A 26,033-nucleotide genomic window follows, 5' to 3' on the forward strand; every position below is an offset into this window, starting at 1 on the left:
GGCAGACGACGCTACTTTCGCAACGCGCCCTAGTGCCGTGGCGGCCGGCACGGCCCTCGCCGCGCATCTGCGTTCCGCCCCGGCCCCGTCGGTGCGCGGGTACCCGGAGTGGAAGGACAAGGTGGCCACGCCCGCCTTCCAGGAGTACTACAGCGGTGCCATCGACCTGGACGAACCGCGCTCCCGCCTGGAGGAGGACGGAAACCTGGTCCTGGCCCGCTACCAGCGCCGAGAGCCGAGCGCCGAGAGCCGAGCGCCGATAATAAAGTTGCACGAGACGTATCGTCTCGCTTAGGTTCCTCGTATGACCTCCCACATCGCCATGTTCTCCATCGCCGCCCACGGCCACGTGAACCCGAGCCTCGACGTGATCCGCGAGCTGGTCGCGCGCGGCCACCGCGTCACCTACGCGATCCCGCCGGCGTTCGCCGACAAGGTGGCCGCCACCGGTGCCGAGCCCCGGCTGTGGCACTCGACGCTGCCGGGCCCCGACGACGACCCCTCGGCCTGGGGGAGCGAACTGCTCGACCACGTGGAGCCCTTTCTCGACGACGCGATCCAGGCCCTGCCGCAGCTCGCCGCGGCGTACGAGGGCGACGAACCCGACCTCGTCCTGCACGACATCACCGCCTACCCGGCACCCGTCCTCGCCCACCGCTGGGGCGTCGAGGCGATCTCGCTCTCCCCGAACCTGGTCGCCTGGGACGGCTACGAGGAGGAGGTCGCCGAACCGATGTGGGCCGAGCCGAAGAAGACCGAGCGCGGCCAGGCGTACTACGCCCGCTTCCGTGCCTGGCTGGAGGAGAACGGGGTCACCGCACACCCGGACGACTTCGTCGGCCGCCCCGCCCGCTCCCTCGTCCTCATCCCGAAGGCGCTCCAGCCGCACGCGGATCGGGTCGACGAGAGCCGCTACACCTTCGTCGGCGCCTGTCAGGGCGACCGCTCCGGGCAGGGCGACTGGCAGCGACCCGCCGGTGCCGAGAAGGTGCTCCTCGTGTCGCTCGGGTCGGCCTTCACCAAGCAGCCCGACTTCTACCGCGCGTGCGTCCGGGCCTTCGGCGACCTGCCGGGCTGGCACCTGGTGCTCCAGGTCGGGCGCCAGGTCGACCCGGCCGAACTGGGAGAGATCCCGGCCAATGTCGAGGTCCGGGACTGGGTGCCGCAACTGGCGGTCCTGGAGCAGGCCGACGCCTTCATCACCCACGCGGGCGCGGGCGGCAGCCAGGAGGGGCTCGCCACCGCCACGCCCATGGTCGCCGTACCGCAGGCCGTCGACCAGTTCGGCAACGCCGACATGCTCCAGTCCCTCGGTGTCGCCCGCCACCTCCCCATGGAGGAGGCGACGGCCGAGACCCTGCGCGAGGCGGTGCTCGCCCTCGTCGACGACCCCGACGTGGCGCGCCGGCTCAAGGAGATACGGGAGGAGATGGCGCGGGAGGGCGGCACCCGGCGGGCCGCCGACCTCGTCGAGGCCGCGCTCAGGGCCCGGCCATAGTGAGACGATGCAGGAAAAAGCAGGACGGTTGCGTCCCTACCATGACGTCTCGGAGCAATTCAGGTAACGATCCGATTGCTTCATAACGCTCGGGTAACGCCCGTCCTGTGAGGTGAGCGCACTGATCCTGTTGCCGAGTACGACCGTTACCCCGTCCGAAAGGTTGCACTCGGCACTTCTTGTACCTCGGATGACCAGCTCCCAAGCTGAAGGTGAACTCACTTCGAACGCCAGGAAGTTGACCCATGAGCCGAGACATACCCGACCTCGCAGAGGTGCGCCGCGTCACGCAGAAGAAGCGTGACGCCTGGTGGACCGTGCTCCTCGTCGACCCGGTCGCCACACCGCTCGTGCGGCTCACCGCGAAGTACACGAGGATCACGCCCAACCAGCTGACCTGGGGCGCCTTCCTGCTCGGTCTGGTGTCCGCGGCCTTCTTCGCGCTGGGCGACTGGCGCTGGCTGATCGCCGGCGCCGTCCTCTACCACCTGAGCTTCATCCTCGACTGCATGGACGGCAAGGTCGCCCGGCTCACCGGCCAGGGCTCCGTGTTCGGCGCCTGGCTCGACTTCGTCTTCGACCGCATCCGGGTGGCGGCGTGCGCGGTCGCCCTGATGGCGGGGCAGTACCACCGCACCGGTGACACCCTCTACATCTGGCTCGCCGCCGCCGTCATCGGCTGCGACGCGCTGCGCTACATCAACTCCCTGGAGACCTTCAAGGTCCGCCACACGATGCGCAAGCAGATCAAGGTGCGGCTCCGCGAGGCCCGCCGCGCCGAGAACGAGCGCGAGCTCGCCTTCATGGAGGACCTGCTCCGCGAGAACCCCGAGGCCGACATCGAGCAGGACCTGCGCACGGTGACCGCCGAGGCCGTCCAGACCGCCCCGCAGGCCCAGGTCGTCGACCTCCACCAGGAGTTCCGCCGCCGCTTCCCCGCCTATCTGCGCGTCCGTTCCTTCCTGCTGCGCCACCGGGTCCGTCCCCATCTGATCAGCGGCATCGAGTTCCAGATGGGTGTCTTCATGATCGGCCCCCTGGTCGACTCGGTGCTGCCGGCGACCATCGTCTCGGGTGTGCTGCTCCTCGTCTTCGAACTGGCCATCATCTACAAACTGCTGCTGTCGACCAGGGACTTCACCCGCACCCTCGACTCCTTCGACCGCGAGACGGTCACCGAGACGATCACCCGGGCGGCCTGACCGTCCACACGGCACGGCACGGGGGCCGGGGTGCGCGACGCACCCCGGCCCCCGTTTCCACGGGACAGCCCGTCAGACCCGTACCGCGTCGTCCTTCCGGGACTCCGGGACCGGTCCCGGCTCCGGCGACTCGTCGTGGGTGAGGTCGGGCAGCCGGTGAAGCCACTTCGGCAGGTACCAGTTGCGCTCGCCGAGCAGGGCCATCACCGCCGGGAGGAGCACACCCCGGATGACGGTCGCGTCGATGAGCACGGCGGCCGCGAGGCCCACGCCCATCTGCTTCATGGACTGCATGGACAGCGTCCCGAAGATCGCGAAGACGGCGACCATGATGACGGCGGCACTGGTGACGACGCCCGCCGTGGTCACCACACCGTGCTGGATCGCGTCCTTCGTCGTACGGCCCCGCAACCGCGCCTCACGGATCCGCGAGACCACGAACACGTGGTAGTCCATCGACAGACCGAACAGGATCACGAAGAGGAACAGCGGCAGCCAGGTGATGATGGCGCCCACGCCCTCCGCGCCCACCAGCGAGGCACCCCAGCCGTGCTGGAAGACCGCGACGAGGATGCCGTACGCGGCGCCCACCGACAGCAGGTTCAGCACGATCGACGTCACCGCGACGGTCAGCGAGCGGAACGACAGCAGCATCAGACCGAACGCGAAGACCACCACGAACGCGAAGACCGGAACGACCGCTCCGCCCAGCTCGTCGTTGAAGTCCTTCGAACCGGCGACCTGCCCGGTGATCGGCGCCTCGACGCCGTCCACCTTCCCGAGCGTCGCCGGGCGCACCTCGTCCCGCAGCTTGTCCAGGCTCTCGCCCGCCCTGTCGAGGTCGGAGCCGCCCACCAGCGGGACGTAGACGAAGGCGAGGTTCTGCGCGTCGTGCACCTTGATCTCGACCGGGCCCCGCGAGGCACCGGAACTGATCGCCCGCTCACGGAAGTCGGCCAGTGCCGCCTTCACGTCGGCGGAGTTGATGTCCTTCGCCTTGACGACCACCTCGGCCGGCTCGGAGCCGCCCGGGAACGCCTCGTTGAGCCGGTTGTACGTCTGCACGATGGGCAGCGAGTCGCCGAACTCCTTGTCCAGGGTGAGCTGCTCGGTCTTCATGCCGAGCGCGGGAGCCGCGATGGCGAGCAGCGCGCCGCCGGCGACGGCGACCGAGACGACCGGCCGGGCGAGCACGCCCTTCAGTACGGCCGTCCAGAACCGGCTCTCACGGTTGGCGCCGCCCCGGTCGCGGCGGAGCTTGCTCTGCGGGTGCAGGAAGGGGATCTTGCCCTTCTCGACGCGCTCGCCCAGCAGCGACAGCAGCGCGGGCAGGACGGTCACCGACCCGACCATGGCGACCGCCACGACCATCAGCGAGGCCAGGCCCATCGCCTCGAACTCGGCGAGACCGGTGAACAGCATGCCCGCCATCGCCACGCACACCGTGACACCGGAGACGATGATCGCGCGGCCGCTGGTGGCGGCGGCGACCCTGAGGGCCGTCTGCGCGTCCCGGCCGGCCTCGCGCTCCTCGCGCTCGCGCCGCAGATAGAACAGGCAGTAGTCGACACCGACGGCCAGACCCACCAGCAGCATCACCGAGTTGGCGGTGTCGCTCATCGGCATGGCGTGGCTGACGATGGCCATCAGACCCATCGTCGCCATGATCGCGGTGATCGCCAGCGCGACCGGCAGCAGGGCCGCCACGACCGCGCCGAACGCGATCAGCAGGATGCCGAGGGCGACGGGCACGGCGGAATACTCGGCCTTCTGGAAGTCGTCCCCGAACGCGTCGTCGAACGTCTTCATCATGCTGGCGCCGCCGATCTCCGCGATCCGCACCTGCCCGTGCTCCTTCTGCACCCCCTCGACGGCCTTCAGCACCGGCTCGATGCGCTCACCGGCGGTCTCCGAGTCGCCCTTCACATCGAACTGCACGAGCGCGCTGCGCTCGTCCTTCGAGATCGTCCGGGTGTCGTACGGCGAGGTGACGCCGCTGGCCTCACCGGTGCCGTCGACGGCCTTGATCACCGCCTCCACGGCGGCCCGGAACTCCGCGTCCGTGGCCTTGAGTCCCTTGGCCTTCGCCTGGATCAGGACCGACTCGCTCGCCGGCTCCTCGATCCCCGCCTCCTCGATGATGTGGGCGGCCGTACTGGTCTCGCCCTTGAGCTGGTCGCTGTCCCGCACGTCGACCCGGCCCGCCGCCGAGCCGATCCCCATCGCCAGGACGACGAACAGCACCCAGATCCCCACGGCCGCCCATCGGTGCCGGGCGCTCCAGCCACCGGCCCGGGCGGCGATCCCCCGCACCCGTATGTCTCCGTTCCCCATGACGGGCAAGCCCCCTTGTGAGCGGTGGCGACCCCCTGCCGCCACCTTCCGTATCGAAGGTATGGGCCGGATAAAGCCATCTCGTCGTGCTGTCCGGTGAACCCGCGATCCGGCACCTCCACCCCTCGGACGCCGACGCCTCCCCACCAGGGAGGACAGCGGCCCCTTACACCTATCCCGGACTCTCGGGGCCCCGCCTCAGGGACGCGCCCGCCCCGACCGGGCGTACGACCGGCGCCGACGTGCCTATCGTGAGCCCATGACGACGTACGCCGCGCTGCTGCGCGGAATCAACGTGGGCGGCAGCAGGAAGGTCCCGATGGGCGACCTCCGTACGCTGCTGACGGGCCTCGGGTACGACGCGGTGGCCACCTACCTCCAGAGCGGCAACGCGGTCTTCGCCAGCGACCACGGCGACGAGGACTCCCTCGCCGCCGAGATCACCGCCGCCCTCCAGAAGCACTTCGGCTTCACCGTGGACGTCCTGGTGCGCGACCACGCCTACCTGGAGGCGGTACGGGCCGACTGCCCGTTCCCGGCCGCCGAACTGGAGGGCAAGCAGCTGCACGTCACCTACTTCTCGGAGCGGGTGGAGGAGGACCGCTTCGCCGGAATCGACCGAGCGGCCTTCCTGCCCGAGGAGTTCCGGCTCGGCGACCGGGCGCTCTACCTGTACGTCCCCGACGGCCTCGGCCGCTCCAGACTGGCGGACGCGCTGGCGAAGCCGCGCCTGGTGAAGAGCCTGATCGCCACCACCCGCAACTGGAACACCGTCGTGAAGATGGCCGAGCTGACCTCGACCGGAGGCTGACCCATGCGCTACCTGGTCATCGGAGCCGGCGCGGTCGGCGGAACCATGGGCGGGCGGCTGGCCGAAGCGGGCCACGAGGTCGTCCTCGTCGCCCGCGGCGCCCAGTACACCGCCCTGCGCGACCACGGCCTGCGCCTCAGGACCCCGGACGGCGACCGCACCCATCCCCTGTGCACCGTGGACGGCCCCGCCGCGCTCGGCGAGCTCCGCCCCGACGACGTCCTCCTCCTCTCCGTGAAGACCCAGGACACCGAGGCGGCCCTCGCGGCCTGGGGCCCCGCCCCGGTGGCCGGCGGCGGCACGGCCGCCGAGCGCCTCCCGCTGGTCTGCGCCCAGAACGGTGTGGAGAGCGCACGGCTCGCCCTCCGCCGCTTCCGGCGCGTGTACGGCGTCTGCGTATGGCTGCCCTCCACCTTCGTGGAACCCGGCGTCGTCTCGGCGGCCGGCACCCCGCTCACCGGCATGCTCCACCTCGGCCGCCACCCCCACGGCACCGACGAGACGGCCCACCGCATCGCCGCCGACCTGGAGAAGTCCCGGTTCGAGGCGCCCGTCGTACCGGACGTCCAGCGCTGGCAGTACGCCAAACTGCTGGGGAACCTCGGCAACGCCCTCGAAGCGCTGAGCGGCCCCGTCGACGGAGAGGAGGCCGAGGCGCTGTACGCCCGCGTGCGCGCCGAGGGCGAGCGGGTGCTCGACGCGGCGGGGATCGCGTACGCGAGCGCCGAGGAGCAGCGGAGGGTCAGGGGCGACAAGATCACCCTGGTACCGCTGGACGGTGCCCCGCGCGGCGGCGGCTCCTCCTGGCAGTCCCTCACCCGCGGCACCGGCACCATCGAGGCCGACCACCTCAACGGCGAGATCGTCCTGCTCGGCCGGCTGCACGGCGTACGGACCCCGCTGAACGAGCTGCTGCAACACCTCGCGAACACCTTCGCCCGCGAGCGCAGGCCCGCCGGTTCGATGCCGGTCGCGGAACTGGTACGGCGGGCGGACGAGGCGGAGCGGGCGGCGCGGGCGGACGCGGGGGAGTAGGCGGACGCGGGGGAGTAGGCGGACGCGGGGGAGTGGGCGGCGCGGGGGAGTGGGCGGCGCGGGCCGCCGCGAGGTCGAGGGTCGGCCGGGACAGGTCGTGGCGGCGACGGTGTCGCGTTTGTTCAAGAGCCGTGCGCGCGCCGTCCCTAGCGTGGAACGCATGAACAGCCACGACTCGTATCCGCACATGGTCGAATGCGCCGCCGAGGCGGCCCGCGTCGCACGGGGTGTCACGGAGGCGCAGCTCGCCCTCCCCACCCACTGCCCCGACTGGGACGTCCGCGCCCTGGTGAACCACTGGGTCCTCTACACCTCGCACGGCCTGGAACACCGCGCCCTGCGCACCCCGCTCCCCGAGGAGCTGACGAAACGCGACTTCGCCGCCGACCCGGACTGGGCCGACGCGTACGCCGCACAGCTGGACCGGGCGGTCGCGGCCTGGGCCGACCCGGCGCTGTGGGAGGGCGACATCGACCTCGGCATGGGCCCGCTGCCGGCCGCCGACCTCGCCGGCATGATCATCAAGGAGACGGCCGTCCACGGCTGGGACGTCGCCACGGCCACCGGCCAGGAGTTCCACGTCTCGGAGGGGGCCGCCCGCTTCGTCCTCGACGTCGTCGAGACCCACGGCGAGCTCTACCGGAAGTACGACGGCTTCGCGGCCCCGGTGCCCGTGCCGTCGGACGCCCCGGCCTTCGACCGGGCGCTGGCGTCGAGCGGCCGTGACCCGAGGGGCGGTTCACCGGTCGACACCGGCCAGGGAGCCGACGGAAAACCGATGGACGGGCCGGCCGGGGACGACGTACTGTCGGCCTCCACGCCCTGAGACCGACGGAAGGAGGCGAGTGCCGTGCGGTTCACACCCTTCCCGCGCTCCCTTCCCCGCTGTCCCGGCGTGTTCGACGAGGTCTGACCGGGAGCGCTGCCAGCAGCTCGTATCCCGGAGGAACCCCTCATGACCGATACGGTCATCCGCGCGCTCACCGCGAGCGACGCCTCTCTCTTCGACGCACACCCCGACCCGCTGGGTGCCCGTGAGGGCCACCGGCGCACCCGGTTCCGCCCCGACTGGAAGCGTGTCGCCCTGCGCGACGGCGAGGTCGTCGCGCGCGGCGCGTGGTGGGGCGGGCCCGACGACCCGGAGCCCGTCAACATCAACTGGTTCGACGTCGCCGAGGGCGAGGAGGAGGCCGGCGCCGAACTCCTGCGCTCCGCCCCCCGGCGGGTCGAACTGGAGCTCAACCTGCCGGGCGGCTGGCGGGACGACCCCGCCCTGCGCGCCGCGGCCGAGGCCCGCTTCGGCGCCGCCCGTGCCGCCGGGTACGAACTCCTCGTGGAACGCTTCCTGTACCGCTGGACCCCGGAGCGGGGTCTGCCCGAGCGGCCCGGACGTCTGCGGTTCAGCGCCGAGGCCGACGACGAGGTGTTCCGCGACGCTTTGCGCCGCATCCACTCCGTCACCCTGGACGCCCACGCGCTGAGGGCCATCGAGGAGGGCGGTGTCGACCGGGCCGCCCAGGAGGAGCTCGACTTCTTCCACTGGTGCCCCTCCCCGAGGGAGTGGTGGCAGGTCGCGCACACCCCCGACGGCGACCTCGCCGGCATCCACATCCCGGCGCACAACCCCTCCGGCCCGACCGTCGGCTTCATCGGGGTCGTCCCCGAACACCGCGGTCACGGCTACGCCTACGACCTCCTCGCCGAGTGCACCCACGTCCTCGTCGAGCAGGGCGCGCAGTTCGTCAGCGGAGCCACGGACCAGGGCAACTTCCCCATGGCCGCGAACTTCACGAAGGCCGGCTTCCCCGTCGTGAGCGAACGCATCAACTTCCATCCGGCGGACCCGGCGGACCCGGCGGACCCGGTGGACCCGACGGACGCGGTGGACCCGACGGACGCGGTGGACCCGACGGCCTGAGCGAGCGCCGGTCGGCCGGTCGGCCGGGGACGCGTCATTCTTCCGCCGTGTCCCCGGCCTCCCACCGCAGCAGATCGCCCGGCTGGCAGTCGAGCACCTCGCACAGCGCGGCGAGGGTGGCGAAGCGCACCGCCTTGGCGCGGCCGTTCTTGAGGACCGCCAGGTTGGCGGGGGTGATTCCCACACGGTCGGCGAGCTCGCCCACGGACATCTTCCGCCTGGCCAGCATCACGTCGATGTCGACGGCGATCGGCATCAGATCACCTCGTCCAGCTCGGCCCGCATCCGTGTCGCCTCACCGTCGCGGGCGACGGCCTGGGCGAGCAGCATGCGCAGGACGAGCACGATGAGCGCGACGCCCAGGATGCCCACGCCGATCCCGCCCATGATGACGGTGACGCCCGGGTCCTCCCGCTGCCCCGGCGCGTTGACGGCCGTGACCGCGAACCAGACGAGGGCGGCCGACACGATCGCGCCGATCACGCCGTCCACGTACCGGAAGGCGGCGTGGGAGAACACGGTCCCGCGGCGCACCATCGTCACCAGCTGCCACACGCAGAACAGGGCGACCTGGACCGACACCATGCCCAGCAGCGTGATCACGCGCAGCGCGGTCAGCGGGAGCGTCCCGTCCTCGGGGTCGGTGCCGCTCACCAGCACCCACAGCATCGACGCCTGCACGAACAAGGTGCCGGTGAACATCACCGCGAGCACAGCGCGCAGCGCACGCACGGTCAGCTTTCCCATGACCCGTCCTCCCATCGACTCGCGATGGGAATCTATCGAGTTTCGATAGCTTGGGCAAGGGGTGGACGCCGGTCAGGCCGCCGTGAGCTGCCCCGCGCCGAGCGCGGCGGTGTAGCGGCGCAGCAGCAGTTCCGCCAGCTCGGGGGAGGGGCCGAGCACCTCGGCGAGGACATCGGCGCCCGCCTCACGGGCACCGGCGGCGATCCGGTCCGGCAGCCGGCCGGGCGCGATGACGTACGGCGCCACGGCCACTCGACGGCAGCCGAGCGCCCGCAGCTCCCGCACGGCGTCCTCCGTGCGGGGCAGCGACGCGGAGGCGAACGCGGGTCGCACGGCGCACCAACCGGTGTGCCGCCACTCCCGCGCGATTGCTGCGATCACCGCGATCGCCTCCGGGTCCGTGGACCCCGCCGAGGCCAGTACGACCCCGGTCGAGGACTTGTCGGCGGGGCTCAGGCCTGCCTCGTACAGCCGGCGTTCGAGCCCGGCCGTCAGCAGCGGTGACGGGCCGAGCACCTCCGCCTGGCGGATCCGCAGCCGGGGCGGCGCGTCGCGCAGCACCGCCGGGATGTCCGCCTTTGCGTGGAACGCCCGGGTCAGGAGCAGCGGCAGCGCCACCACGTCCTCGACGCCCTCCGCCGCGAGGGACTCCAGGACCCCCTGCGCCGAGGGGAGGTTGAAGTCCAGGAAGCCCGTCTCCACACGCAGCCCGGGACGCATCGCCCGGACCCGCCGCACGAGAGCGTGCACGGTCGCGGCGTGCCGCGGATCACGGCTGCCGTGGGCGACGACGAGGAGGACGGGACTGCGCATGGCGTCGGGCTCCTTCCGGTCTCCGGCTCTGTTCCTGTTCCTGTTTAGGTCTCGGGGTGCGGTTCGGATGCGGCCCCGCTCTCAGCCCTTCACGAGCAGACCGCGGCCGCGCAGGACCCGGCGCTCCAGGGGGCTGAAGATCAGCAGGTCGATGGCGATACCGACCAGCAGGATCAGGAAGATCGCGAGGAAGACGGTGGCCATGTCGATGCTGGTGCGGCCGTTCTCCAGCAACTGGCCGAGTCCCACACCGAGGTCGGGGTGGTTGGCGATGATCTCCGCCGCCATCAGCGAGCGCCACGAGAACGCCCAGCCCTGCTTCAGCCCCGCGAGGTATCCGGGCAGCGCGGCCGGCATCACGATGTGCCAGGCGCCCTGGAGTCCCGTGGCGCCCATGGTGCGGCCCGCCCGCAGGTACAGCGGCGGCACCTGGTCGATACCGGAGACCAGCCCGTTGGCGATCGACGGGACCGCGCCGAGCAGGATCACCGCGTACATCATCTGGTCGCTCAGCCCCAGCCAGACCACGGCCGGCGGCACCCACGCCACCGACGGCAGCGACTGGAGACCGGAGAGGATCGGCCCGATCGCCGCCCGCACGAACCGCACCCGGGCGACCAGGATGCCCAGCGGAGTGCCGATCGCCAGCGCGATCAGGAAGCCGAACAGGCCGCGCGAGACGCTCGTCCAGATGTAGCCGAGCAGCTTGCCCTCAAGCCACGCCTGCTCCGCCGCGTCCCACACGGCGGACGGCGAGGGCAGGGTGCCCGGGTCGGTGACGACCCCGAACGAGATCAGGCCCTGCCACACCGCGAGGACCAGCACGACCGCGACGATCGGCGGCACGATCTTGGTGCGGAAGGTCTCGCCGAAGGAGGGCCGGCCCGTGCCGGTGGTCTCCAGGGCGTCGAGACCCGCCTCCACCGCGCCGAGCCGGTCCTTGTCGGCGGCCGGCGCCTCGATGGTGTCCGTCGTCCTCGTCTCACTGCTGGCCATGACGGCGGATCTCCTCACGCAGAACATCGGTGATCTCCAGGGACAGCTCCGCCACCGGCGCGTCCTCGATACGGCGCGGCTGCGGGATGTCCACCCGCCACTCCCGGGCCACCCGGCCCGGACGCGAGGACAGCAGCACCACCCGCTGGGCGAGGCGCACCGCCTCACGGACGTTGTGCGTGACGAAGAGGACGGAGAGCCGCGTCTCCTCCCAGATCCGGGTCAGCTCGTCGTGCAGCACGTCCCGCGTGATGGCGTCGAGCGCCGCGAACGGCTCGTCCATCAGCAGGAGCTTGCTCTCCTGCCCGAGCGCCCGCGCCAGCGCCACCCGCTGGCGCATACCGCCGGACAGCTCGTGCACCCGCTTGCCGTACGCGCCCTTGAGCCGGACGAGTTCGAGCAGGGCCTCGGCGCGCTCGCGCCGCTCGTTCTTCGGAACTCCCTGGAGCTTCAGGGCGAGTTCGATGTTCTTGCCCGCGGTCAGCCACGGGAACAGGGCGTGCTCCTGGAACATCAGGGCGGGACGCCCGTCGGTGCTGATGCTGCCCTGGCTGGGTTTGTCGAGCCCCGCGACCAGGTTGAGCAGCGTGGACTTGCCGCAGCCCGAGGCCCCCAGGAGGGTGACGAACTCGCCCGGAGCGACATCGAGAGTGATGTCGTCGAGGACGAGCTGCTGCCCGGCGGGTCCGGCGAAGGACTTGGACACGTGCTCGATACGGGCGGCGTGCTCGACGGTCCCGACGCCGTCGGCGGCCTTGGCGAGTGCGGTGGCCATGGTCGTCACCTCCTGGGAACTCAGCGGACTGGGGTTACTTGACGCCGAGACCGGCGTCGGAGACCTCGGACTCGCCCTCGGCCTTCAGGACCTTGTTGAGGATCGTCAGGTCGTAGATGCCGTCCAGCAGCGGGTCCTTCAGCAGACCGGCCTTGACCGCGTGCTCCGCCTCGGTGTTGAGGGTGGAGGCCAGCGGGTCGTTGGTGAACTGGATCGACGTCCAGGCCGGGTCGAGGACCTTGGCGTCCAGGGCCTTGCCCGAGTCCTCCTTCAGCCGGGCGTTGGCGGCGGCCTTCGCCTTCTCGGTGTCGGAGTTGATGAAGGCGTTCGTCTTGACCGCGCCGCGCAGCACCGCCTCGACGACCTTCGGGTGCTCCTTCAGGAAGTCCTGCCGCACGATGATGTTCGTGATCACGAACTTCTTGTCCGGCCACAGGTCGGCCTCGTCCAGCAGCACCTTCGCGCCCTCGGCGACCAGCTTCGACGCGGTCGGCTCCGGCACCCACGCGCCGTCGATGGAGCCCGACTTGTAGGCGTCCGGGGTGATCTTGTTGTCGGTGCGGACCACGGAGACGTCGCCCTTGCCGCTCTCCGCGTCGACCTTCCAGCCCTGCTCGGCGATCCAGTTGAGGAACGCCACGTCCTGGGTGTTGCCGAGCTGCGGCGTCGCGATCTTCTTGCCCTTGACGTCCTTCAGGGACTTGATCTTGTCCGGGTTGACGACGAGCTTCACGCCGCCGGAGGCCGAACCGCCGATGATGCGCAGGCCCTTGCCCGCGGACTTGGTGTAGCCGTTGATCGCCGGGGAGGGGCCGATCCAGCCGATGTCGATCGACTTCGAGTTGAGCGCCTCGATCTCGGACGGCCCGGCGTTGAAGGTCGCGTACTCGGCCTTGGTGGCGCCGAGCTCCTTCTGGAAGATGCCTTCCTGACGACCGACCAGCGCGGTGGCGTGCGTCAGGTTGCCGAAGTAGCCGATCTTGACGGTGTCGAGACCCTCGATCTTCTTGGCGCCGGCCGCGACCTTGGCGGTGTCGTCGTCCTTGGCCTGGGAGCCGTAGCCGCAGGCGGCGAGGGTGAGTAGGGGAAGCGTTGCGAGGACCGCGACGGAGCGCCGGAAGGCGGAAGAGCGGTAGGCAGGCACGGGAGGTGTTCCTCTCGGAGGCCCGGCGGTCACAGCCCCTTCGGGTGTGGCCGGGGAATCAGGAAAAAGGTCTTCGTCGCAACGGGGACGTCCGGTGGGGGGACGGGGCGCGCAAGCGGTGCGCGTACGTCAACGCACACATCGCGCGACTCCGCCCTGCCCGCTGCCGAGGGCGCCGGAGCCCACACGGCCGCCCTCCTTCGCGAACGTCGCGTAGTGGTCCACGAGGGTCATGTCAGAAGTCCCACCCGTCGTCCTCGGAGTCGTCCTTGACGGGCTCCGGGGAGGCGAACGACTCGCCGACCATCCCGGCGGTCAGGGTCGTGCCGTCGGACGGGTCGATCAGGATGAACGAACCGGTGCGGCGGGAGTCGGCGTAGGAGTCGACCGGCAGCGCCTGAGCCGTACGGACCTTCACCCGGCCGATGTCGTTGGCGACGAGCTGCCCCGGGTGAGGGTGCAGGGACAGGTCGTCGAGCGTGAGACGGGACGGGATGTCCTTGACGATCGCCTTCACCGTGCGGGTGCCGTGCTTCAGGAGCACCCGGTGGCCGACCGTCAGCGGCTGGTCGGCGACGTGGCACACGGTCGCCTCGATGTCCTGCGTCGTCGCGGGCGCGTCCTTGCTCGGCACGATCAGGTCGCCGCGCGAGATGTCGATGTCGTCCTCCAGCAGGAGCGTCACCGACTGCGGGGTGTAGGCCACGTCGACCGGCTTGCCCAGCACGTCGATCCCCGCGACCTTCGTCGCACGGCCGGACGGCAGCACCGTCACCGGGTCGCCGACCCGGAACGTACCGGCGGCGATCTGACCGGCGTACCCCCGGTAGTCGGGGTGCTCGGCGGTCTGCGGGCGGATCACGTACTGCACGGGCAGCCGGGCGTGGCAGTGCGCCAGGTCGTGGCTGACCGGCACGGTCTCCAGGTGCTCCAGCACCGTCGGGCCGCCGTACCAGTCCATGTGCGCGGACGGCTCCACCACGTTGTCACCGGCCAGCGCCGAGATCGGGATCGCGGTGACCTCGGGGACGCCCAGCTCGATCGCGTACGCCGTGAACTCCTCGGCGATCGCCGCGAAGACCTTCTCCTCGTACGCGACGAGGTCCATCTTGTTGACGGCGAGCACCACGTGCGGGACGCGCAGCAGCGCGGCGATCGCGGCGTGCCGGCGGGTCTGCTCGACGACACCGTTGCGGGCGTCGACCAGGATCACCGTCAGCTCGGCGGTGGAGGCACCCGTCACCATGTTGCGGGTGTACTGCACATGGCCGGGCGTGTCGGCGAGGATGAACCGGCGCTTGGCCGTGGCGAAGTAGCGGTACGCCACGTCGATGGTGATGCCCTGCTCCCGCTCGGCCCGCAGACCGTCGGTGAGCAGCGCGAGGTCCGGGCCCTCCTGGCCGCGGCTCGCCGAGGCGCGCTCCACGGCCTCCAGCTGGTCGGTGAGGACCGACTTGGAGTCGTGCAGCAGCCGGCCGACGAGGGTGGACTTGCCGTCGTCGACGGAGCCCGCGGTGGCGAACCTGAGGAGTGTGGTGGCGGAGAGTTCCGCGGTCGTCGTCATGCTTAGAAGTACCCCTCGCGCTTGCGGTCTTCCATCGCGGCCTCGGACAGCTTGTCGTCGGCGCGGGTGGCGCCCCGCTCGGTGAGCCGGGACGCGGCGATCTCGGTGATGACCTGCTCCAGCGTCACGGCGTCGGAGTCGACGGCACCGGTGCAGGACATGTCACCGACGGTCCGGTAGCGGATGAGCCGCCTCTCGACGGTCTCGCCCTCCTTCGGGCCGCCCCACTCGCCGGCGGTGAGCCACATGCCGGCCCGCTGGAACACGTCACGCTCGTGCGCGAAGTAGATCTCCGGCAGCTCGATGCCCTCGCGGGCGATGTACTGCCAGACGTCCAGCTCGGTCCAGTTGGAGAGCGGGAAGACCCGGACGTGCTCGCCGGGCGCGTGCCGGCCGTTGTAGAGCTGCCACAGCTCGGGGCGCTGACGGCGCGGGTCCCACTGGGAGAACTCGTCGCGCAGCGAGAACACCCGTTCCTTGGCGCGTGCCTTCTCCTCGTCGCGCCGGCCGCCGCCGAAGACCGCGTCGAACTTCTCCGACTGGATCTTCTCCGTCAGCGGCACCGTCTGGAGCGGGTTGCGGGTGCCGTCGGGGCGCTCTCTGAGGACCCCGCGGTCGATGTAGTCCTGCACGGAGGCCACATGCAGCCGCAGGTTGTGCTCGGCCACCGTACGGTCGCGGTACTCCAGCACCTCGGGGAAGTTGTGCCCGGTGTCCACGTGCAGCAGGGAGAAGGGGATCGCCGCCGGGGCGAACGCCTTCAGCGCCAGGTGCAGCATGACGATGGAGTCCTTGCCGCCGGAGAACAGGATCACCGGCCGCTCGAACTCGCCCGCCACCTCACGGAAGATGTGGACGGCCTCGGACTCCAGCGCGTCCAGATGGGAGAGGGTGTACGGCGTGCCGGTGCCCTCGGACACGGCCCTGACGGTCGTCGTCATGCCAGACCCCTCTCGGTGAGCAGCTTGTGGACCAGCGCCGCGGACTCCTGGACCGTCTGGTCCTGCGACTCGATGCGCAGGTCCGGGTCGACGGGCGCCTCGTACGGGTCGTCGACCCCGGTCAGCCCGGAGATCTCGCCCGCCGCCTGCTTGGCGTACAGCCCCTTCACATCGCGTACGGAGCACACCTCGACCGGAGTGGCCACATGCACCTCCACGTACGCGGCACCGCTCGCCGCGTGGTGCTCGCGCACCGCCTCGCGGCTGTCGGCGTACGGCGCGATGACCGGGACCAGCACCTTGACGCCGTTGCGGGCGAGCAGGTCGGCGACGAAGCCGATGCGCCGCACGTTCGTGTGCCGGTCGGCGCGGCTGAAGCCGAGTCCGGCGGTGAGGAACTCGCGGATCTCGTCGCCGTCGAGCACCTCGACGAGGTGGCCCTCCGCACGCAGCCGGTTCGCCAGCTCGTACGCGATGGTGGTCTTGCCGGCGCTCGGCAGACCCGTGAGCCAGACGGTGGCTCCGGTCGTCACTTGGTTCTCCTGGTTCGTCACGGGCACGGTCGCGGTCACAGGTGCAGCCCGCACTCGGTCTTGGCGCTGCCGGCCCAGCGTCCGGCGCGCGCGTCCTCGCCCGGGGCGACGCGGCGGGTGCAGGGGGCACAGCCCACGGAGGCGTAGCCGTCCATGAGCAGCGGGTTGGTGAGCACCCCGTGCTCGGCGACGTAGGCGTCCACGTCGTCCTGCGTCCAGCGGGCGATCGGGGCGATCTTGACCTTGCCCCGCTTCTCGTCCCAGGCGACGACCGGGGTGTTCGCCCGGGTCGGGGACTCGTCGCGGCGCAGGCCCGTCGCCCATGAGTCGAAGCGGGCGAGGCCCTCCTCAAGCGGCTTGACCTTGCGCAGGAAGCAGCACAGGTCCGGGTCGCGGTCGTGGAGCTTCGGACCGTGCTCGGCGTCCTGTTCGGCGACCGTCCGGCGCGGGGTGATCGTGATGACGTTGACGTCCATCACGGCCTCCACGGCGTCCCGGGTGCCGATGGTCTCCGGGAAGTGGTAGCCGGTGTCGAGGAACACCACGTCCACGCCGGGCCGGGCCCGGGAGGCGAGGTGCGCGACCACGGCGTCCTCCATGGAGGAGGTCACGCAGAACCGCTCGCCGAAGGTGTCCACGGCCCACTGGAGGATCTCCAGGGCCGAGGCGTCCTCCAGATCACGGCCGGCCTGCTCGGCGAGCGCCTTGAGTTCGGCGCGCCGGGCCTCGTCGGGGCCGGCCGCGGTGTCGTCTCCTGCCGCGGTGTCGGCTCCGTCCGCGGTGTCGTCGTCGCTCAGCGACGCGGATGTGTCGCCATCCGCCTGAACGGTCGTCATATGGGATCCCCTCCGCTGTCGGCTCGCTGAAGTCCCCGGGCCAGCAGCCCGAGGAACTTCAACTGGAAGGCTCGATTGCAGGCCCCGCATTCCCACGCGCCGTGGCCCTCTTCGTTCGGGCGCAGGTCCTCGTCGCCGCAGTAGGGGCAGTAGAACGGGGCGGCTCGCTCGCTCATGACAGGGACTCCTCGCCGGCGCGGGCCACCCAGGTGGCGAACCGCTCGCCGTCCTCGCGCTCCTCCTCGAAGCGCCTGAGGACCCGCTCGACGTAGTCGGGCAGTTCCTCGGAGGTGACCTTCAGACCGCGCACCTTGCGGCCGAACCCGGCCTCCAGGCCGAGTGCGCCGCCCAGGTGCACCTGGAAGCCCTCGACCTGCTCGCCCCGCTCGTCGAGGACGAGCTGTCCCTTGAGACCGATGTCCGCCACCTGGATACGCGCGCAGGCGTTGGGGCAGCCGTTGATGTTGATGGTGAGCGGCTCGTCGAAGTCGGGGAGGCGACGCTCCAGTTCGTCGATGAGGGAGGAGCCGCGGGCCTTGGTCTCGACGATCGCGAGCTTGCAGTACTCGATGCCGGTGCACGCCATCGTGCCGCGCCGGAACGGCGACGGGTTCACCGTGAGGTCCAGCGCCTCCAGCCCCGCGACGAGCGAGTCGACCTGGTCCTCGGTGACGTCGAGCACGATCATCTTCTGCTCGACGGTGGTGCTGACCCGGCCGGAGCCGTGGGCCTCGGCGAGGTCGGCGATCTTCGTCAGGGTGGTGCCGTCGACCCGGCCGACACGCGGGGCGAATCCGACGTAGTAGCGGCCGTCGTTCTGCGGGTGCACACCGACGTGGTCGCGCCAGCGCTCCACGGGCTGGTCGGGGGCGGGCCCGTCGATCAGCTTCCGCTTGAGGTACTCGTCCTCCAGGACCTGGCGGAACTTCTCGGTGCCCCAGTCCGCGAGGAGGAACTTCAGCCGGGCGCGGGTGCGCAGCCGCCGGTAGCCGTAGTCACGGAAGATCGAGATGACGCCCTCGTACACGTCCGCGACCTCGTCCAGCGGCACCCACGTACCGAGCCGCTGCCCGATCTTGGGGTTGGTGGACAGTCCGCCGCCGACCCACAGGTCGAAGCCGGGGCCGTGCTCCGGGTGGCGGACACCGACGAAGGCGATGTCGTTGATCTCGTGCGCCACGTCCAGCAGCGGCGAACCGGAGATCGCCGACTTGAACTTGCGGGGCAGGTTCGAGAAGGCCTTGTTGCCGATGATCCGCCGCTGGATCTCCTCCATGGCGGGCGTGCCGTCGATGATCTCGTCCGCGGCGATACCGGCGACGGGTGAGCCGATGATCACACGCGGGGTGTCACCGCACGCCTCGGTCGTGGACAGCCCCACGGCCTCCAGCCGCTCCCAGATCTCGGGCACGTCCTCGACCCGGATCCAGTGGTACTGCACGTTCTGCCGGTCGGTGATGTCGGCGGTGCCCCGCGCGAACTCCTGCGAGATCTCACCGATCACCCGCAGCTGCCGCGTGGTGAGACGGCCGCCGTCGATGCGCACCCGCAGCATGAAGTACTTGTCGTCCAGCTCCTCCGGCTCCAGGATCGCGGTCTTGCCGCCGTCGATCCCGGGCTTGCGCTGGGTGTAGAGACCCCACCAGCGCATCCGGCCGCGCAGGTCGTTCGGGTCGATCGAGTCGAAGCCGCGCTTCGAGTAGATCGTCTCAATGCGTGTCCGCACATTGAGACCGTCGTCGTCCTTCTTGAACTGCTCGTTGCCGTTGAGCGGGGTGAAATGTCCGGCGGCCCACTGTCCTTCGCCACGGTGACGGCTCACCTTACGGCGGGGCGTGGCGGAGTTCTCCGGGGTGGCGGCCATGGTTCTACGTCCTTCGGACAAGTCGGTAAGCGGCTCTGACCTGCGCGTACGCGCACATGCGGACACACCGGCAGGGGTGTGCGGCGCCTGCGCGTCATTGCGCTGGCCGAAACAGAGGAGGGGGTGCGGCGCTGGTGCCCGGGGTCGTGGCGACCCCTCGCGGTCGGGGCGTCAGCTCACCGGACAGATGGCGCTGGACATGCGGCCGAGGTCGACGTGCCGCCGACTCACCAAGGCAATTCCAGTTCCAGACATGACGGAAGCGTGTCACGGCTCTTTAGACCGAGTCCACCTTCATCCACATGTCGGACAGGGATGTCTCGCATAACGAGACGATGTGATGTGGGTCATGATGTCCGGGGCAGTGCCCCCGGCCAGGGCCCCGGCGCGACCACGTCGGCTTCCTCCGTCACCTCGGTGTCGAACAGCCTGAAACCGCGCCGCTGGTAGTTCGCCAGCGCGTGCTCGCTGTCCCTGCTGCATGTGTGCACCCACACCCGCTTCGTCGGCGGCAGCGCCGGCCACCGCTCGGCGAGGTCCCAGGCCCGGGCCGTGCCGTACGACAGGAGGTGCCCGCCGATGCGCCGGCCGCGGAAGGCCGGGATCAGCCCGAAGTACACGATCTCCACGACCCCGCCGTCCTGCGGCTCCAGCTCGACGTACCCCGCGGGCGTGCCCCGGTCGTACGCGACCCATGTCTCCACGCCGGGCCGCCGCAGGTGCTCCTGCCACTGGGCGTACGACCATGACAGCCGGTCGATCCACAGGATGTCGCCGCCGACGGACGCGTACAGGAAGCGGCTGAACTCGGGGGAGGGCACCTCGGCGCGGACGATACGGACGTCGTCGCCCTCGGGGGCGGCGGCGGGCAGGAGGTCGCCCGGGGACGTCTGCTCCAGGGACCAGGTGGTGAGGGTGCTGCGGCTGCTCATGCCGTCAGGGAATCACGGGGTCCGTCCCCTCTCCAAGACCGGTCCCGCCCACCGGTCGGGCGGGGGCGGCAGGCCGCGCGGGTCAGGACACCGCCGACGGTGGGACCGGGTCGGTCGGTGCGGCCCGGCCCCGCTTCGGGGCGCGGCTCCCTGATGGCCCCGCGGCCCAGGAGTGATCCGGACGGCAGTCCCTAGTCCAGGGCGCCGTCGACGTCCGACAGCTTCACCGCGTACAGCAGCCGCTCGGGGACGGGCGCGGTGAGCGTCCACAGCTCGCCGGTCTCGGGGGAGTAGGAGAGGGGCCCGCCGTGCAGGCCCCAGCAGGCGTACGACTGGTGCTCCGAGGTGCCGTTCGTGCAGCTGGCGGCGCGGGCCCGGTCCTCGTCCTGCCGCCACACCGTGCCGTGCCGCCCCTGCTTGGCGGCGGCCTGGCTCACGTACCAGTCGCCGTCGTGGGAGAGGACGCCCCGGACACCGGTGGCCTTCGTCTCGTACGCCTCGTCGGCCTCGACCTCGCCCTGCCGCCCGGTGGTGCCGAGCAGCCCGGCCCGGTCGGAGACGGTGTCGAGGTCGTACCGCCACACGCGGGCCGCCGTACCGCTGCCCGTCGCGAACGACTCGTTCGCGACGACGCTCGGCGGCGTCGACGTCCGGTCGAGCGAGACGGAGGTGAGACAGGGCACCCCGTCGTTGCCGCGCGCGTCGCAGGCGTCGCCCGAGGCCGGGCTGTAGGAGGCGACCGCGGGCAGCACATACCGGTAGTGGTGGGCGGAGAAGCCCCGGTCGACCTTGCCGATCGCGTCGCTGTCGGTCACGTCCGCGCGGAGGAAGCGGTCGAGGTCGAAGACGAAGAGGGAGTCGTCGCGGTACCCGCTGTTCTGCGGGTTGCGGGCGGTGACGATCAGCTTGTTCTCGTACCAGGCCATGCCGCCGAGCCGGGAACGCACGGCCTTCAGCCCCTTGCCGTCGGCCTGCGGCACGACGAGCAGCACCCAGCGGTACTTCAGGTCCGACGGGTCGCCGGCGTCGACGAAGGCGACCCGGGCGAGCCCCTCCTCGCCGGCGGTGGTGCCGGCGTGGGACCAGCCGGACACGATGACCTTGTTGTCGCGGGACGTGGTGACCGACTGGGGCCGCCACCGGTCGTCGACCGCGTCCGGGGCCTCCCAGCAGTACGCCCGGGCGGCCGTCGGCGCGACCGGCAGGACGCCCTTCTCGGTGACGAAACAGTCGCCCTCGTCCCGCATCGTGTGGTTGGCGCTGCGCAGCACCTCGTCGACGCCGACCCGGCCGCCCATCCCGGCGGTGAGGGTCTCCAGCGCGGTCCGGTCGGTGAGGTTCTCCGTGAGGCGGAGGTCGCGCAGCTCGGCCGCCGAACCGACGGACGACAGGCCGCCCGGCGTCTTCCCGCCCGCCGCCTGGGACGTGCTGATCAGAGTGGCCGCCGCCGTGAGCGCCAGCGCGGTCCCCGCGAGGGAAGCGCGCAGCGCACGCCCCCTTCTGCGCCGTCGATGCCTACCGCGATGCTTCATCACAACCTCCCGGTCGGCCAACTGCCTCCTGCGAGCGGAACCTTGACGGAGGGACAGGTGGGGTGGCCTGGAAGGGATGCTACGGCAGTGGGACACGTGTCACGCCGAGGACGCGGGAAATACAAGGGAGATCCCTCACCCGGGGGCCATGATCCGTTCATGGGGAGGCGGTTGTGGAAGGGGCGATACGGACGTGGCGTGGCCGGATCAGGGGTCGGCGCGGGGGATGAGGGGGAGGGCGGCGCGGACGGCTTCGACGGGGTCGACGACGTTGATGCCGAGTGCCTTCAGCCATGCGTACGTCTGCCGCATCGGGGCGCCCCTGTCCCGTGATCGCTCGAAAAGGCCCTGGAGGCCGACTCGGTCGTCGGCCGAGAGCTGCTCGAATTCATGGCCGATGTTCAGCAGATCCAGTGCGGCGGTGAAGGACAGGCCCTCCGGGAGCGTCGGACATGAGGTGCTGATGCCGTAGGTGGCGAGGCGGGCGACGATGTGCTCCGGATCGATGTGCAGATGCCGAGAGGCGGTGATGACATGGGCGAAGGGCATGGCCTGATCGGTTCGCACGCCGTACCAGGACAAATATCCCAGGGGGCCGAGGAGTTCCTCGTCCAGATCGGTCCAGGTCTCGGGCACCTTCAGGGGCACCGTGATCCCGTACTCGCCCAGCCGTTCCAGATTCGCCCGTACCCCCGAGGCGCTCTCGAAGAGGTGGTCGTAGTCGAACGGAACCCCGGCACGCAGCGGAAGATCCAGCTGGTGGTCATGGAGGAGGTCCGGATCGTCGGCCGCCACAGTGGGAGGGACCGAAGCCGGGGGTGCGAATCCCCGTCGGGCGAGCATTCGGCAGATCTCGCGTGGCGGGAGCCCGAGTTCCAGCGAAGCCTTCGCGACATGCCGGGGAGGAACCTGTTCCGTCCGGGACAGCCACGGTGCCCGGCCGTCGAGCCCCGCGCTCAGGAGGAGCACGGTCTCCCGAGGGAGATCGGGGACCAACTCCTCGCCGGTCCACTCCACTTCCGGGGCGGTGCCCTCGGCGAGCCTGCTCATGATCTCCTCGATCACGGTCCTCGCCCGAGCCGGGCGGACAGGCGTGTCGGGGAAGGCGTCCACCACGTTGCCCGCACCGGGCCCCTGCTCCATACCGCGCTGCTCCCGTTCTCCGCCTGGCCGGACACCGGCCCAGGAGTGTTCCCCGTGTCCCGGCCGCCCCTACCCCCAGGCGTGTCCGCCCGACCCCGTCGTCCGCGCCCGCACCACCCCCGGCGCCACCGAATGCGGCAGCAGGTCCAGCGGGCTGTCCGGCAGGAGGACCTCGACGTCGGCTCGTTCCGTGAAGCGGTACGGACGGTGGTCGAGGTAGGCGCCCAGGTAGCGGCGTACGCGGGACATCTCGGCGCGGACGGTGACCGTGCGGGCGGGGTCGCCGAACATGTCGTCGGCGAGGGCGGAGGCGCTGCGGCCGCCGCGGTGGAGGGCGAGGAGGTACAGCAACTCCGCGTGCCGGGGGCTCAGTTCATGGGTCCAGGAGCCGGCGGAGCCGCAGACGGTGACGGTCCAGCGGCGCGGGTGGGAGACGTCGAGGCTGATACGGGTGGCCGTCGGGGCGGGCGCGGGGTCCGCCGTGGGCCGTATCAGCCAGCCGGCGGAGAGCGGCTCGACCGTGCACAGCCCCAGCCCGGGCAGCCGGCAGCGGCCCGGCGAGAGGGACTTGGGCAGGGCGAGGCGGCCGGTGTACGGCATGCCCGTCACCGCCGCCGTCCAGCCGTCCCGGTCCACGACGACCGCCGGGCCGCCGATCCGGGCCAGCACCGGCGCCGCCACCGCCCGCAGTTGTTCCAGCGAGGCGAGGTGCAGGTCGCGCAGCCGGGACTGGGCCAGCTTGGCGACCGCGTCGACCAGCGCCAGCGTCGCGGGGTGCAAGGTCTCCAAGGGGCCGCTGATGTCGACCGATCCGAGGAGCCGGCCGTCACGCGGGTCGGTGATGGGCGCCCCGGTGCAGGTCCAGGAGTGCAGGGCCCGCACGAAGTGCTCGGAGGCGAACACCTGGACGGGGCGGCGGACCACCAGGGGGGTGCCCACCCCGTTCGTGCCGACCGTCTCCTCCCGCAGGTCCGCGCCGACCCCGAGGCCCTGCCCGTCGGCCTTGCGGAGCACCGCCGTACTGCCCTCCCGCCACAGCACCCGGGCGTCCGCGTCCGCGACCATCATGATGTGCTGCGCGGTGTCCGCCAGGGACAGCAGCCCCTCGCGCAGCACCGGCAGCACCTGCCGCAGGGGGGACGTCCGGCGGCGGCGCTCCACCTCGTCATGGCTCAGCAGGTCGGCCCGGAAGTCGTGGTCGGGATCCATCCCGCTGCGCAGCACGCGGCTCCAGGACTCCCTGATCACCGGGCGGGGGGAGGCTTTCGGATGCCGTCCGGCGAGGGCGGAGGCACGGACCTCGCCGAGCACCCGTGCCGCCCGGGCGGCGTCCTTGGCGGTGAGCCGCGTGACTTCCATCGGCGAGTGCGGCACTCGTTCCTCCCGGCAGGGCCGCCTCCTCGCCCGGGAGGGCCGAGGGAGTCCGGGCCTGCGTGACCGGCGTTGACTACGGGGTCCCCAGTCTGCCGTTCCTCGCCCACGGAGGGACTCACTCCGCCACAGTACGCCGACGAGTTGCAACCCCCTGCAACCCTGGCGGACGGCCGGGCCCTGCTTGAAACTTGTGCAACGCCGCCCGGTGCGGCGCGTGTGCTCCGCTCGCAGGGGCCCGAACGCGGGGGTGGTGCCGTGTCGGCGCAGCACCACCCCCGCGCCACTCGAACGGGGCCCACCCGGCGGGGCTCAGCCCACCGGCCGGGCCCGTTCCACCACCGAGGCCAGGTGCAGCGTGTGCGGCAGGGTGCCGAAGGCCGCACCCCAGTCGCCGCCCAGCCGGGTCGCGCAGAACGCGTCCGCGACCGCCGGCGGCGCGTACCGGACCAGGAGTGCACCCTGGAGGACCAGGGCGAGGCGCTCCACGAGCCGACGGGCGCGCGCCTCCACGCCGTCGAGGTCGGCGAGTTCGGTCAGCAGGTTCTTGATCGCCCCGTCGAGGCGGTGGTCGGCGCCGCGGGACCGGCCCACCTCCTGCAAGTACGCGTCGAGCGCCCCGGGTTCGCGCTGAAGGGCACGCAGCACATCCAGCGCCTGGACGTTCCCGGCGCCCTCCCAGATCGAGTTGAGCGGCGACTCCCGCAACAGCCGGGGCATGCCCGACTCCTCGACGTAGCCGTTGCCGCCGAGGCACTCCGCGGCCTCCGTCACCGTCGCCGTACAGCGCTTGGTCACCCAGTACTTGGCGGCCGGCACCGCCAGCCGCAGCAGCGCGCGCTCGCCCTCGTCGCCGTCCGGTCCCTCCGCCGCGTCGTACGCCGCCGCCAGCCGCAGCGCCAGCGTCGTCGCCGCCTCCGACTCCAGCGCCAGATCGGCGAGGACGTTCCGCATCAGCGGCTTGTCGATCAGTTTCCCGCCGAACGCCTCCCGGTACGCGCAGTGGTGCGCGGCCTGCGCCACCGCCTGCCGCATCAGCGAGGCCGCGCCCAGCGCGCAGTCCAGCCGGGTGACGGACACCATCTCGATGATCGTGCGCACGCCCCGGCCCTCGTCGCCGACCCGGCGCGCCCACGTACCGTCGAACTCGACCTCGCTGGAGGCGTTCGACCGGTTGCCCAGCTTGTCCTTCAGCCGCTGGATGCGGAACACGTTGCGGGTGCCGTCCGCCAGCACCCGCGGCACCAGGAAGCAGGTCAGCCCGCCCGGCGCCTGCGCCAGCACCAGGAACCCGTCGGACATCGGCGCCGAGCAGAACCACTTGTGGCCCCGCAGCTCGTACGTCCCGTCCTCGGCCAGGGGCCGGGCACCGGTCGTGTTGGCGCGGACGTCGCTGCCGCCCTGCTTCTCCGTCATGCCCATCCCGAAGAGCACGCCGGCCTTCCGGTCGGCGGGCCGCAGGTCCCAGTCGTAGATCGTGGACGTCAGCCGGGGCTCCCACTCGGCGGCCAGCTCCGGGTCCGTGCGCAGGGCCGGCACCGCCGCGTGCGTCATCGACAGGGGGCAGCCGTTGCCGGCCTCGACCTGCGTCCAGACGACGAAGCCGGCGGCGCGCCGCACGTGCCCCGAGGGCCGTGTCCAGGCGGCCGTCAGTCCCGCCGAGACGCCCTTGCCGAGCAGCCGGTGCCAGGACGGGTGGAACTCGACCTCGTCGATCCGGTTGCCGTAGCGGTCGTGGGTGCGCAGCTTCGGCGGGTTCTCGTTGGCGAGCCTGCCCCACTCCTGGACCTGCTCCGACCCGGCCGTACGACCGAGCCCCGACAGTTCACCGCGGGCCTCGTCGAGGACGCCTGGGGCCACATGCCGCTCGACGGCCTCCGTCAGGGCCCGGTCGGCGGCGAAGACGTCATAGCCCACCAGGGGCGGAACCTGATTGGTCACTTCGTGCGTGGCTGCCATGACAGGAACCTACCCCCCGGTACGGCGACGGTCACCCGCATCCGGGGGAGGCTCCCGAGACCGCCCCGCTCGGCCCACCCGCTTG

General features: G+C 71.3%; 25 protein-coding genes and 1 pseudogene. 7 read left to right on the forward strand and 19 right to left on the reverse strand.

Annotation, left to right across the window (positions count from 1 at the left end; all coding sequences use genetic code 11):
• The 3 genes and pseudogenes from SMA5143A_RS01705 to SMA5143A_RS01715 all read left to right on the forward strand — a co-directional run.
• Positions 1-295 (forward strand): annotated as a pseudogene (locus tag SMA5143A_RS01705) (hypothetical protein); the annotation flags it as partial.
• A 9-nt stretch (positions 296-304) separates the two neighbouring features.
• A complete protein-coding gene (locus tag SMA5143A_RS01710) occupies positions 305-1,498 on the forward strand; it encodes a glycosyltransferase (protein ID WP_107461033.1) in 1,194 nt (397 codons plus the stop codon).
• 245 nt (positions 1,499-1,743) lie between these two features.
• The gene (locus SMA5143A_RS01715) at positions 1,744-2,700 is read left to right on the forward strand and encodes a CDP-alcohol phosphatidyltransferase family protein (protein WP_107461034.1); all 957 of its coding nucleotides are present in this window, start codon (positions 1,744-1,746) and stop codon (positions 2,698-2,700) included.
• Between the two features lie 72 nt (positions 2,701-2,772).
• On the opposite strand, the gene SMA5143A_RS01720 is transcribed toward SMA5143A_RS01715, so the two are convergent.
• Positions 2,773-5,034, reverse strand: coding sequence for an MMPL family transporter (locus SMA5143A_RS01720; protein WP_107461035.1), 2,262 nt, complete (start codon positions 5,032-5,034; stop codon positions 2,773-2,775).
• A 259-nt stretch (positions 5,035-5,293) separates the two neighbouring features.
• Between SMA5143A_RS01720 and SMA5143A_RS01725 the strand changes: the two genes are divergently transcribed.
• From SMA5143A_RS01725 to SMA5143A_RS01740, 4 genes are all read left to right on the forward strand, one after another.
• Positions 5,294-5,845 carry a DUF1697 domain-containing protein gene (locus SMA5143A_RS01725; protein WP_107461036.1) on the forward strand — a complete coding sequence of 184 codons (552 nt, stop codon included), beginning with the start codon at positions 5,294-5,296 and terminating at the stop codon, positions 5,843-5,845.
• 3 nt (positions 5,846-5,848) lie between these two features.
• Entirely contained in the window at positions 5,849-6,880 is a 1,032-nt protein-coding gene (locus SMA5143A_RS01730; RefSeq protein ID WP_107461037.1) for a ketopantoate reductase family protein, read from the forward strand.
• Positions 6,881-7,040: 160 nt separating this feature from the next.
• Positions 7,041-7,706: a TIGR03086 family metal-binding protein gene (locus tag SMA5143A_RS01735; RefSeq protein WP_107461038.1), complete on the forward strand. Its 666-nt coding sequence runs from the start codon at positions 7,041-7,043 to the stop codon at positions 7,704-7,706.
• A gap of 129 nt (positions 7,707-7,835) precedes the next feature.
• Complete coding sequence (locus SMA5143A_RS01740) at positions 7,836-8,798, forward strand: GNAT family N-acetyltransferase (RefSeq protein WP_107461039.1); 963 nt, start codon at positions 7,836-7,838, stop codon at positions 8,796-8,798.
• Between the two features lie 34 nt (positions 8,799-8,832).
• Here SMA5143A_RS01740 and SMA5143A_RS01745 read toward each other — a convergent pair whose 3' ends face one another.
• The 18 genes from SMA5143A_RS01745 to SMA5143A_RS01830 all read right to left on the reverse strand — a co-directional run bounded on the left by SMA5143A_RS01745 (position 8,833) and on the right by SMA5143A_RS01830 (position 25,948).
• Positions 8,833-9,054, reverse strand: a complete 222-nt coding sequence (locus tag SMA5143A_RS01745; RefSeq protein WP_055521670.1) for a helix-turn-helix domain-containing protein — start codon at positions 9,052-9,054, stop codon at positions 8,833-8,835.
• Positions 9,054-9,545 (reverse strand): DUF2975 domain-containing protein, encoded by a 492-nt coding sequence (locus SMA5143A_RS01750; RefSeq protein WP_107461040.1) that lies wholly within the window; start codon positions 9,543-9,545, stop codon positions 9,054-9,056. Before SMA5143A_RS01750 ends, SMA5143A_RS01745 begins: the two co-directional genes overlap by 1 nt.
• Before the next feature lie 72 nt (positions 9,546-9,617).
• Positions 9,618-10,358: a sirohydrochlorin chelatase gene (locus SMA5143A_RS01755; protein ID WP_107461041.1), complete on the reverse strand. Its 741-nt coding sequence runs from the start codon at positions 10,356-10,358 to the stop codon at positions 9,618-9,620.
• 81 nt (positions 10,359-10,439) lie between these two features.
• Complete coding sequence (locus SMA5143A_RS01760) at positions 10,440-11,354, reverse strand: ABC transporter permease (protein ID WP_107461042.1); 915 nt, start codon at positions 11,352-11,354, stop codon at positions 10,440-10,442.
• Positions 11,341-12,129 (reverse strand): ABC transporter ATP-binding protein, encoded by a 789-nt coding sequence (locus SMA5143A_RS01765; protein ID WP_107461043.1) that lies wholly within the window; start codon positions 12,127-12,129, stop codon positions 11,341-11,343. Before SMA5143A_RS01765 ends, SMA5143A_RS01760 begins: the two co-directional genes overlap by 14 nt.
• 34 nt (positions 12,130-12,163) lie before the next feature.
• Positions 12,164-13,273: an aliphatic sulfonate ABC transporter substrate-binding protein gene (locus SMA5143A_RS01770; RefSeq protein ID WP_107461044.1), complete on the reverse strand. Its 1,110-nt coding sequence runs from the start codon at positions 13,271-13,273 to the stop codon at positions 12,164-12,166.
• 235 nt (positions 13,274-13,508) lie between these two features.
• Positions 13,509-14,837, reverse strand: coding sequence for a sulfate adenylyltransferase subunit 1 (locus tag SMA5143A_RS01780; protein WP_107461046.1), 1,329 nt, complete (start codon positions 14,835-14,837; stop codon positions 13,509-13,511).
• A 2-nt stretch (positions 14,838-14,839) separates the two neighbouring features.
• Positions 14,840-15,778, reverse strand: a complete 939-nt coding sequence (gene cysD / locus SMA5143A_RS01785) for a sulfate adenylyltransferase subunit CysD (protein WP_107461047.1) — start codon at positions 15,776-15,778, stop codon at positions 14,840-14,842.
• Positions 15,775-16,311 (reverse strand): adenylyl-sulfate kinase, encoded by a 537-nt coding sequence (gene cysC, locus SMA5143A_RS01790; RefSeq protein WP_107461132.1) that lies wholly within the window; start codon positions 16,309-16,311, stop codon positions 15,775-15,777. Before cysC ends, cysD begins: the two co-directional genes overlap by 4 nt.
• A gap of 35 nt (positions 16,312-16,346) precedes the next feature.
• Positions 16,347-17,147, reverse strand: coding sequence for a phosphoadenylyl-sulfate reductase (locus tag SMA5143A_RS01795; RefSeq protein ID WP_107461048.1), 801 nt, complete (start codon positions 17,145-17,147; stop codon positions 16,347-16,349).
• Entirely contained in the window at positions 17,144-17,323 is a 180-nt protein-coding gene (locus tag SMA5143A_RS01800; protein WP_107461049.1) for a hypothetical protein, read from the reverse strand. Before SMA5143A_RS01800 ends, SMA5143A_RS01795 begins: the two co-directional genes overlap by 4 nt.
• Positions 17,320-19,011, reverse strand: coding sequence for a nitrite/sulfite reductase (locus SMA5143A_RS01805; RefSeq protein ID WP_099967895.1), 1,692 nt, complete (start codon positions 19,009-19,011; stop codon positions 17,320-17,322). The genes SMA5143A_RS01800 and SMA5143A_RS01805 overlap by 4 nt, the downstream gene beginning before the upstream one ends.
• A gap of 171 nt (positions 19,012-19,182) precedes the next feature.
• Entirely contained in the window at positions 19,183-19,266 is an 84-nt protein-coding gene (locus tag SMA5143A_RS44665) for a putative leader peptide (protein WP_309474722.1), read from the reverse strand.
• 92 nt (positions 19,267-19,358) lie between these two features.
• On the reverse strand, positions 19,359-19,943 hold the full coding sequence (locus SMA5143A_RS01810; protein ID WP_107461050.1) for a GNAT family N-acetyltransferase: 585 nt from the start codon (positions 19,941-19,943) through the stop codon (positions 19,359-19,361).
• Positions 19,944-20,134: 191 nt separating this feature from the next.
• Positions 20,135-21,475 carry a hypothetical protein gene (locus SMA5143A_RS01815; RefSeq protein ID WP_107461051.1) on the reverse strand — a complete coding sequence of 447 codons (1,341 nt, stop codon included), beginning with the start codon at positions 21,473-21,475 and terminating at the stop codon, positions 20,135-20,137.
• Positions 21,476-21,682: 207 nt separating this feature from the next.
• Complete coding sequence (locus SMA5143A_RS01820) at positions 21,683-22,618, reverse strand: wHTH domain-containing protein (RefSeq protein ID WP_107461052.1); 936 nt, start codon at positions 22,616-22,618, stop codon at positions 21,683-21,685.
• Between the two features lie 69 nt (positions 22,619-22,687).
• On the reverse strand, positions 22,688-23,977 hold the full coding sequence (locus tag SMA5143A_RS01825; RefSeq protein ID WP_107461053.1) for a helix-turn-helix domain-containing protein: 1,290 nt from the start codon (positions 23,975-23,977) through the stop codon (positions 22,688-22,690).
• 324 nt (positions 23,978-24,301) lie between these two features.
• On the reverse strand, positions 24,302-25,948 hold the full coding sequence (locus tag SMA5143A_RS01830) for an acyl-CoA dehydrogenase family protein (RefSeq protein ID WP_181361677.1): 1,647 nt from the start codon (positions 25,946-25,948) through the stop codon (positions 24,302-24,304).
• Positions 25,949-26,033: the final 85 nt, after the last annotated feature.

This window comes from Streptomyces sp. MA5143a, assembly GCF_900290235.1.
Classification (GTDB): domain Bacteria; phylum Actinomycetota; class Actinomycetes; order Streptomycetales; family Streptomycetaceae; genus Streptomyces.

Bases quoted from the DNA above. Each gene is read 5' to 3' on its own strand.
- SMA5143A_RS01715 (WP_107461034.1), top strand. From the start codon at position 1,744: ATGAGCCGAGACATACCCGACCTCGCAGAGGTGCGCCGCGTCACGCAG.
- cysD (WP_107461047.1), bottom strand. From the start codon at position 15,778: ATGACGACGACCGTCAGGGCCGTGTCCGAGGGCACCGGCACGCCGTAC.
- SMA5143A_RS01795 (WP_107461048.1), bottom strand. From the start codon at position 17,147: ATGACGACCGTTCAGGCGGATGGCGACACATCCGCGTCGCTGAGCGAC.
- SMA5143A_RS44665 (WP_309474722.1), bottom strand. From the start codon at position 19,266: ATGTCTGGAACTGGAATTGCCTTGGTGAGTCGGCGGCACGTCGACCTC.
- SMA5143A_RS01720 (WP_107461035.1), bottom strand. From the start codon at position 5,034: ATGGGGAACGGAGACATACGGGTGCGGGGGATCGCCGCCCGGGCCGGT.
- SMA5143A_RS01820 (WP_107461052.1), bottom strand. From the start codon at position 22,618: ATGGAGCAGGGGCCCGGTGCGGGCAACGTGGTGGACGCCTTCCCCGAC.
- SMA5143A_RS01755 (WP_107461041.1), bottom strand. From the start codon at position 10,358: ATGCGCAGTCCCGTCCTCCTCGTCGTCGCCCACGGCAGCCGTGATCCG.
- SMA5143A_RS01725 (WP_107461036.1), top strand. From the start codon at position 5,294: ATGACGACGTACGCCGCGCTGCTGCGCGGAATCAACGTGGGCGGCAGC.
- SMA5143A_RS01810 (WP_107461050.1), bottom strand. From the start codon at position 19,943: ATGAGCAGCCGCAGCACCCTCACCACCTGGTCCCTGGAGCAGACGTCC.
- SMA5143A_RS01740 (WP_107461039.1), top strand. From the start codon at position 7,836: ATGACCGATACGGTCATCCGCGCGCTCACCGCGAGCGACGCCTCTCTC.
- SMA5143A_RS01800 (WP_107461049.1), bottom strand. From the start codon at position 17,323: ATGAGCGAGCGAGCCGCCCCGTTCTACTGCCCCTACTGCGGCGACGAG.
- SMA5143A_RS01710 (WP_107461033.1), top strand. From the start codon at position 305: ATGACCTCCCACATCGCCATGTTCTCCATCGCCGCCCACGGCCACGTG.
- SMA5143A_RS01750 (WP_107461040.1), bottom strand. From the start codon at position 9,545: ATGGGAAAGCTGACCGTGCGTGCGCTGCGCGCTGTGCTCGCGGTGATG.
- SMA5143A_RS01730 (WP_107461037.1), top strand. From the start codon at position 5,849: ATGCGCTACCTGGTCATCGGAGCCGGCGCGGTCGGCGGAACCATGGGC.
- SMA5143A_RS01735 (WP_107461038.1), top strand. From the start codon at position 7,041: ATGAACAGCCACGACTCGTATCCGCACATGGTCGAATGCGCCGCCGAG.
- SMA5143A_RS01765 (WP_107461043.1), bottom strand. From the start codon at position 12,129: ATGGCCACCGCACTCGCCAAGGCCGCCGACGGCGTCGGGACCGTCGAG.
- SMA5143A_RS01815 (WP_107461051.1), bottom strand. From the start codon at position 21,475: ATGAAGCATCGCGGTAGGCATCGACGGCGCAGAAGGGGGCGTGCGCTG.
- SMA5143A_RS01805 (WP_099967895.1), bottom strand. From the start codon at position 19,011: ATGGCCGCCACCCCGGAGAACTCCGCCACGCCCCGCCGTAAGGTGAGC.
- SMA5143A_RS01780 (WP_107461046.1), bottom strand. From the start codon at position 14,837: ATGACGACGACCGCGGAACTCTCCGCCACCACACTCCTCAGGTTCGCC.
- SMA5143A_RS01745 (WP_055521670.1), bottom strand. From the start codon at position 9,054: ATGCCGATCGCCGTCGACATCGACGTGATGCTGGCCAGGCGGAAGATG.
- SMA5143A_RS01825 (WP_107461053.1), bottom strand. From the start codon at position 23,977: ATGGAAGTCACGCGGCTCACCGCCAAGGACGCCGCCCGGGCGGCACGG.
- SMA5143A_RS01760 (WP_107461042.1), bottom strand. From the start codon at position 11,354: ATGGCCAGCAGTGAGACGAGGACGACGGACACCATCGAGGCGCCGGCC.
- SMA5143A_RS01830 (WP_181361677.1), bottom strand. From the start codon at position 25,948: ATGGCAGCCACGCACGAAGTGACCAATCAGGTTCCGCCCCTGGTGGGC.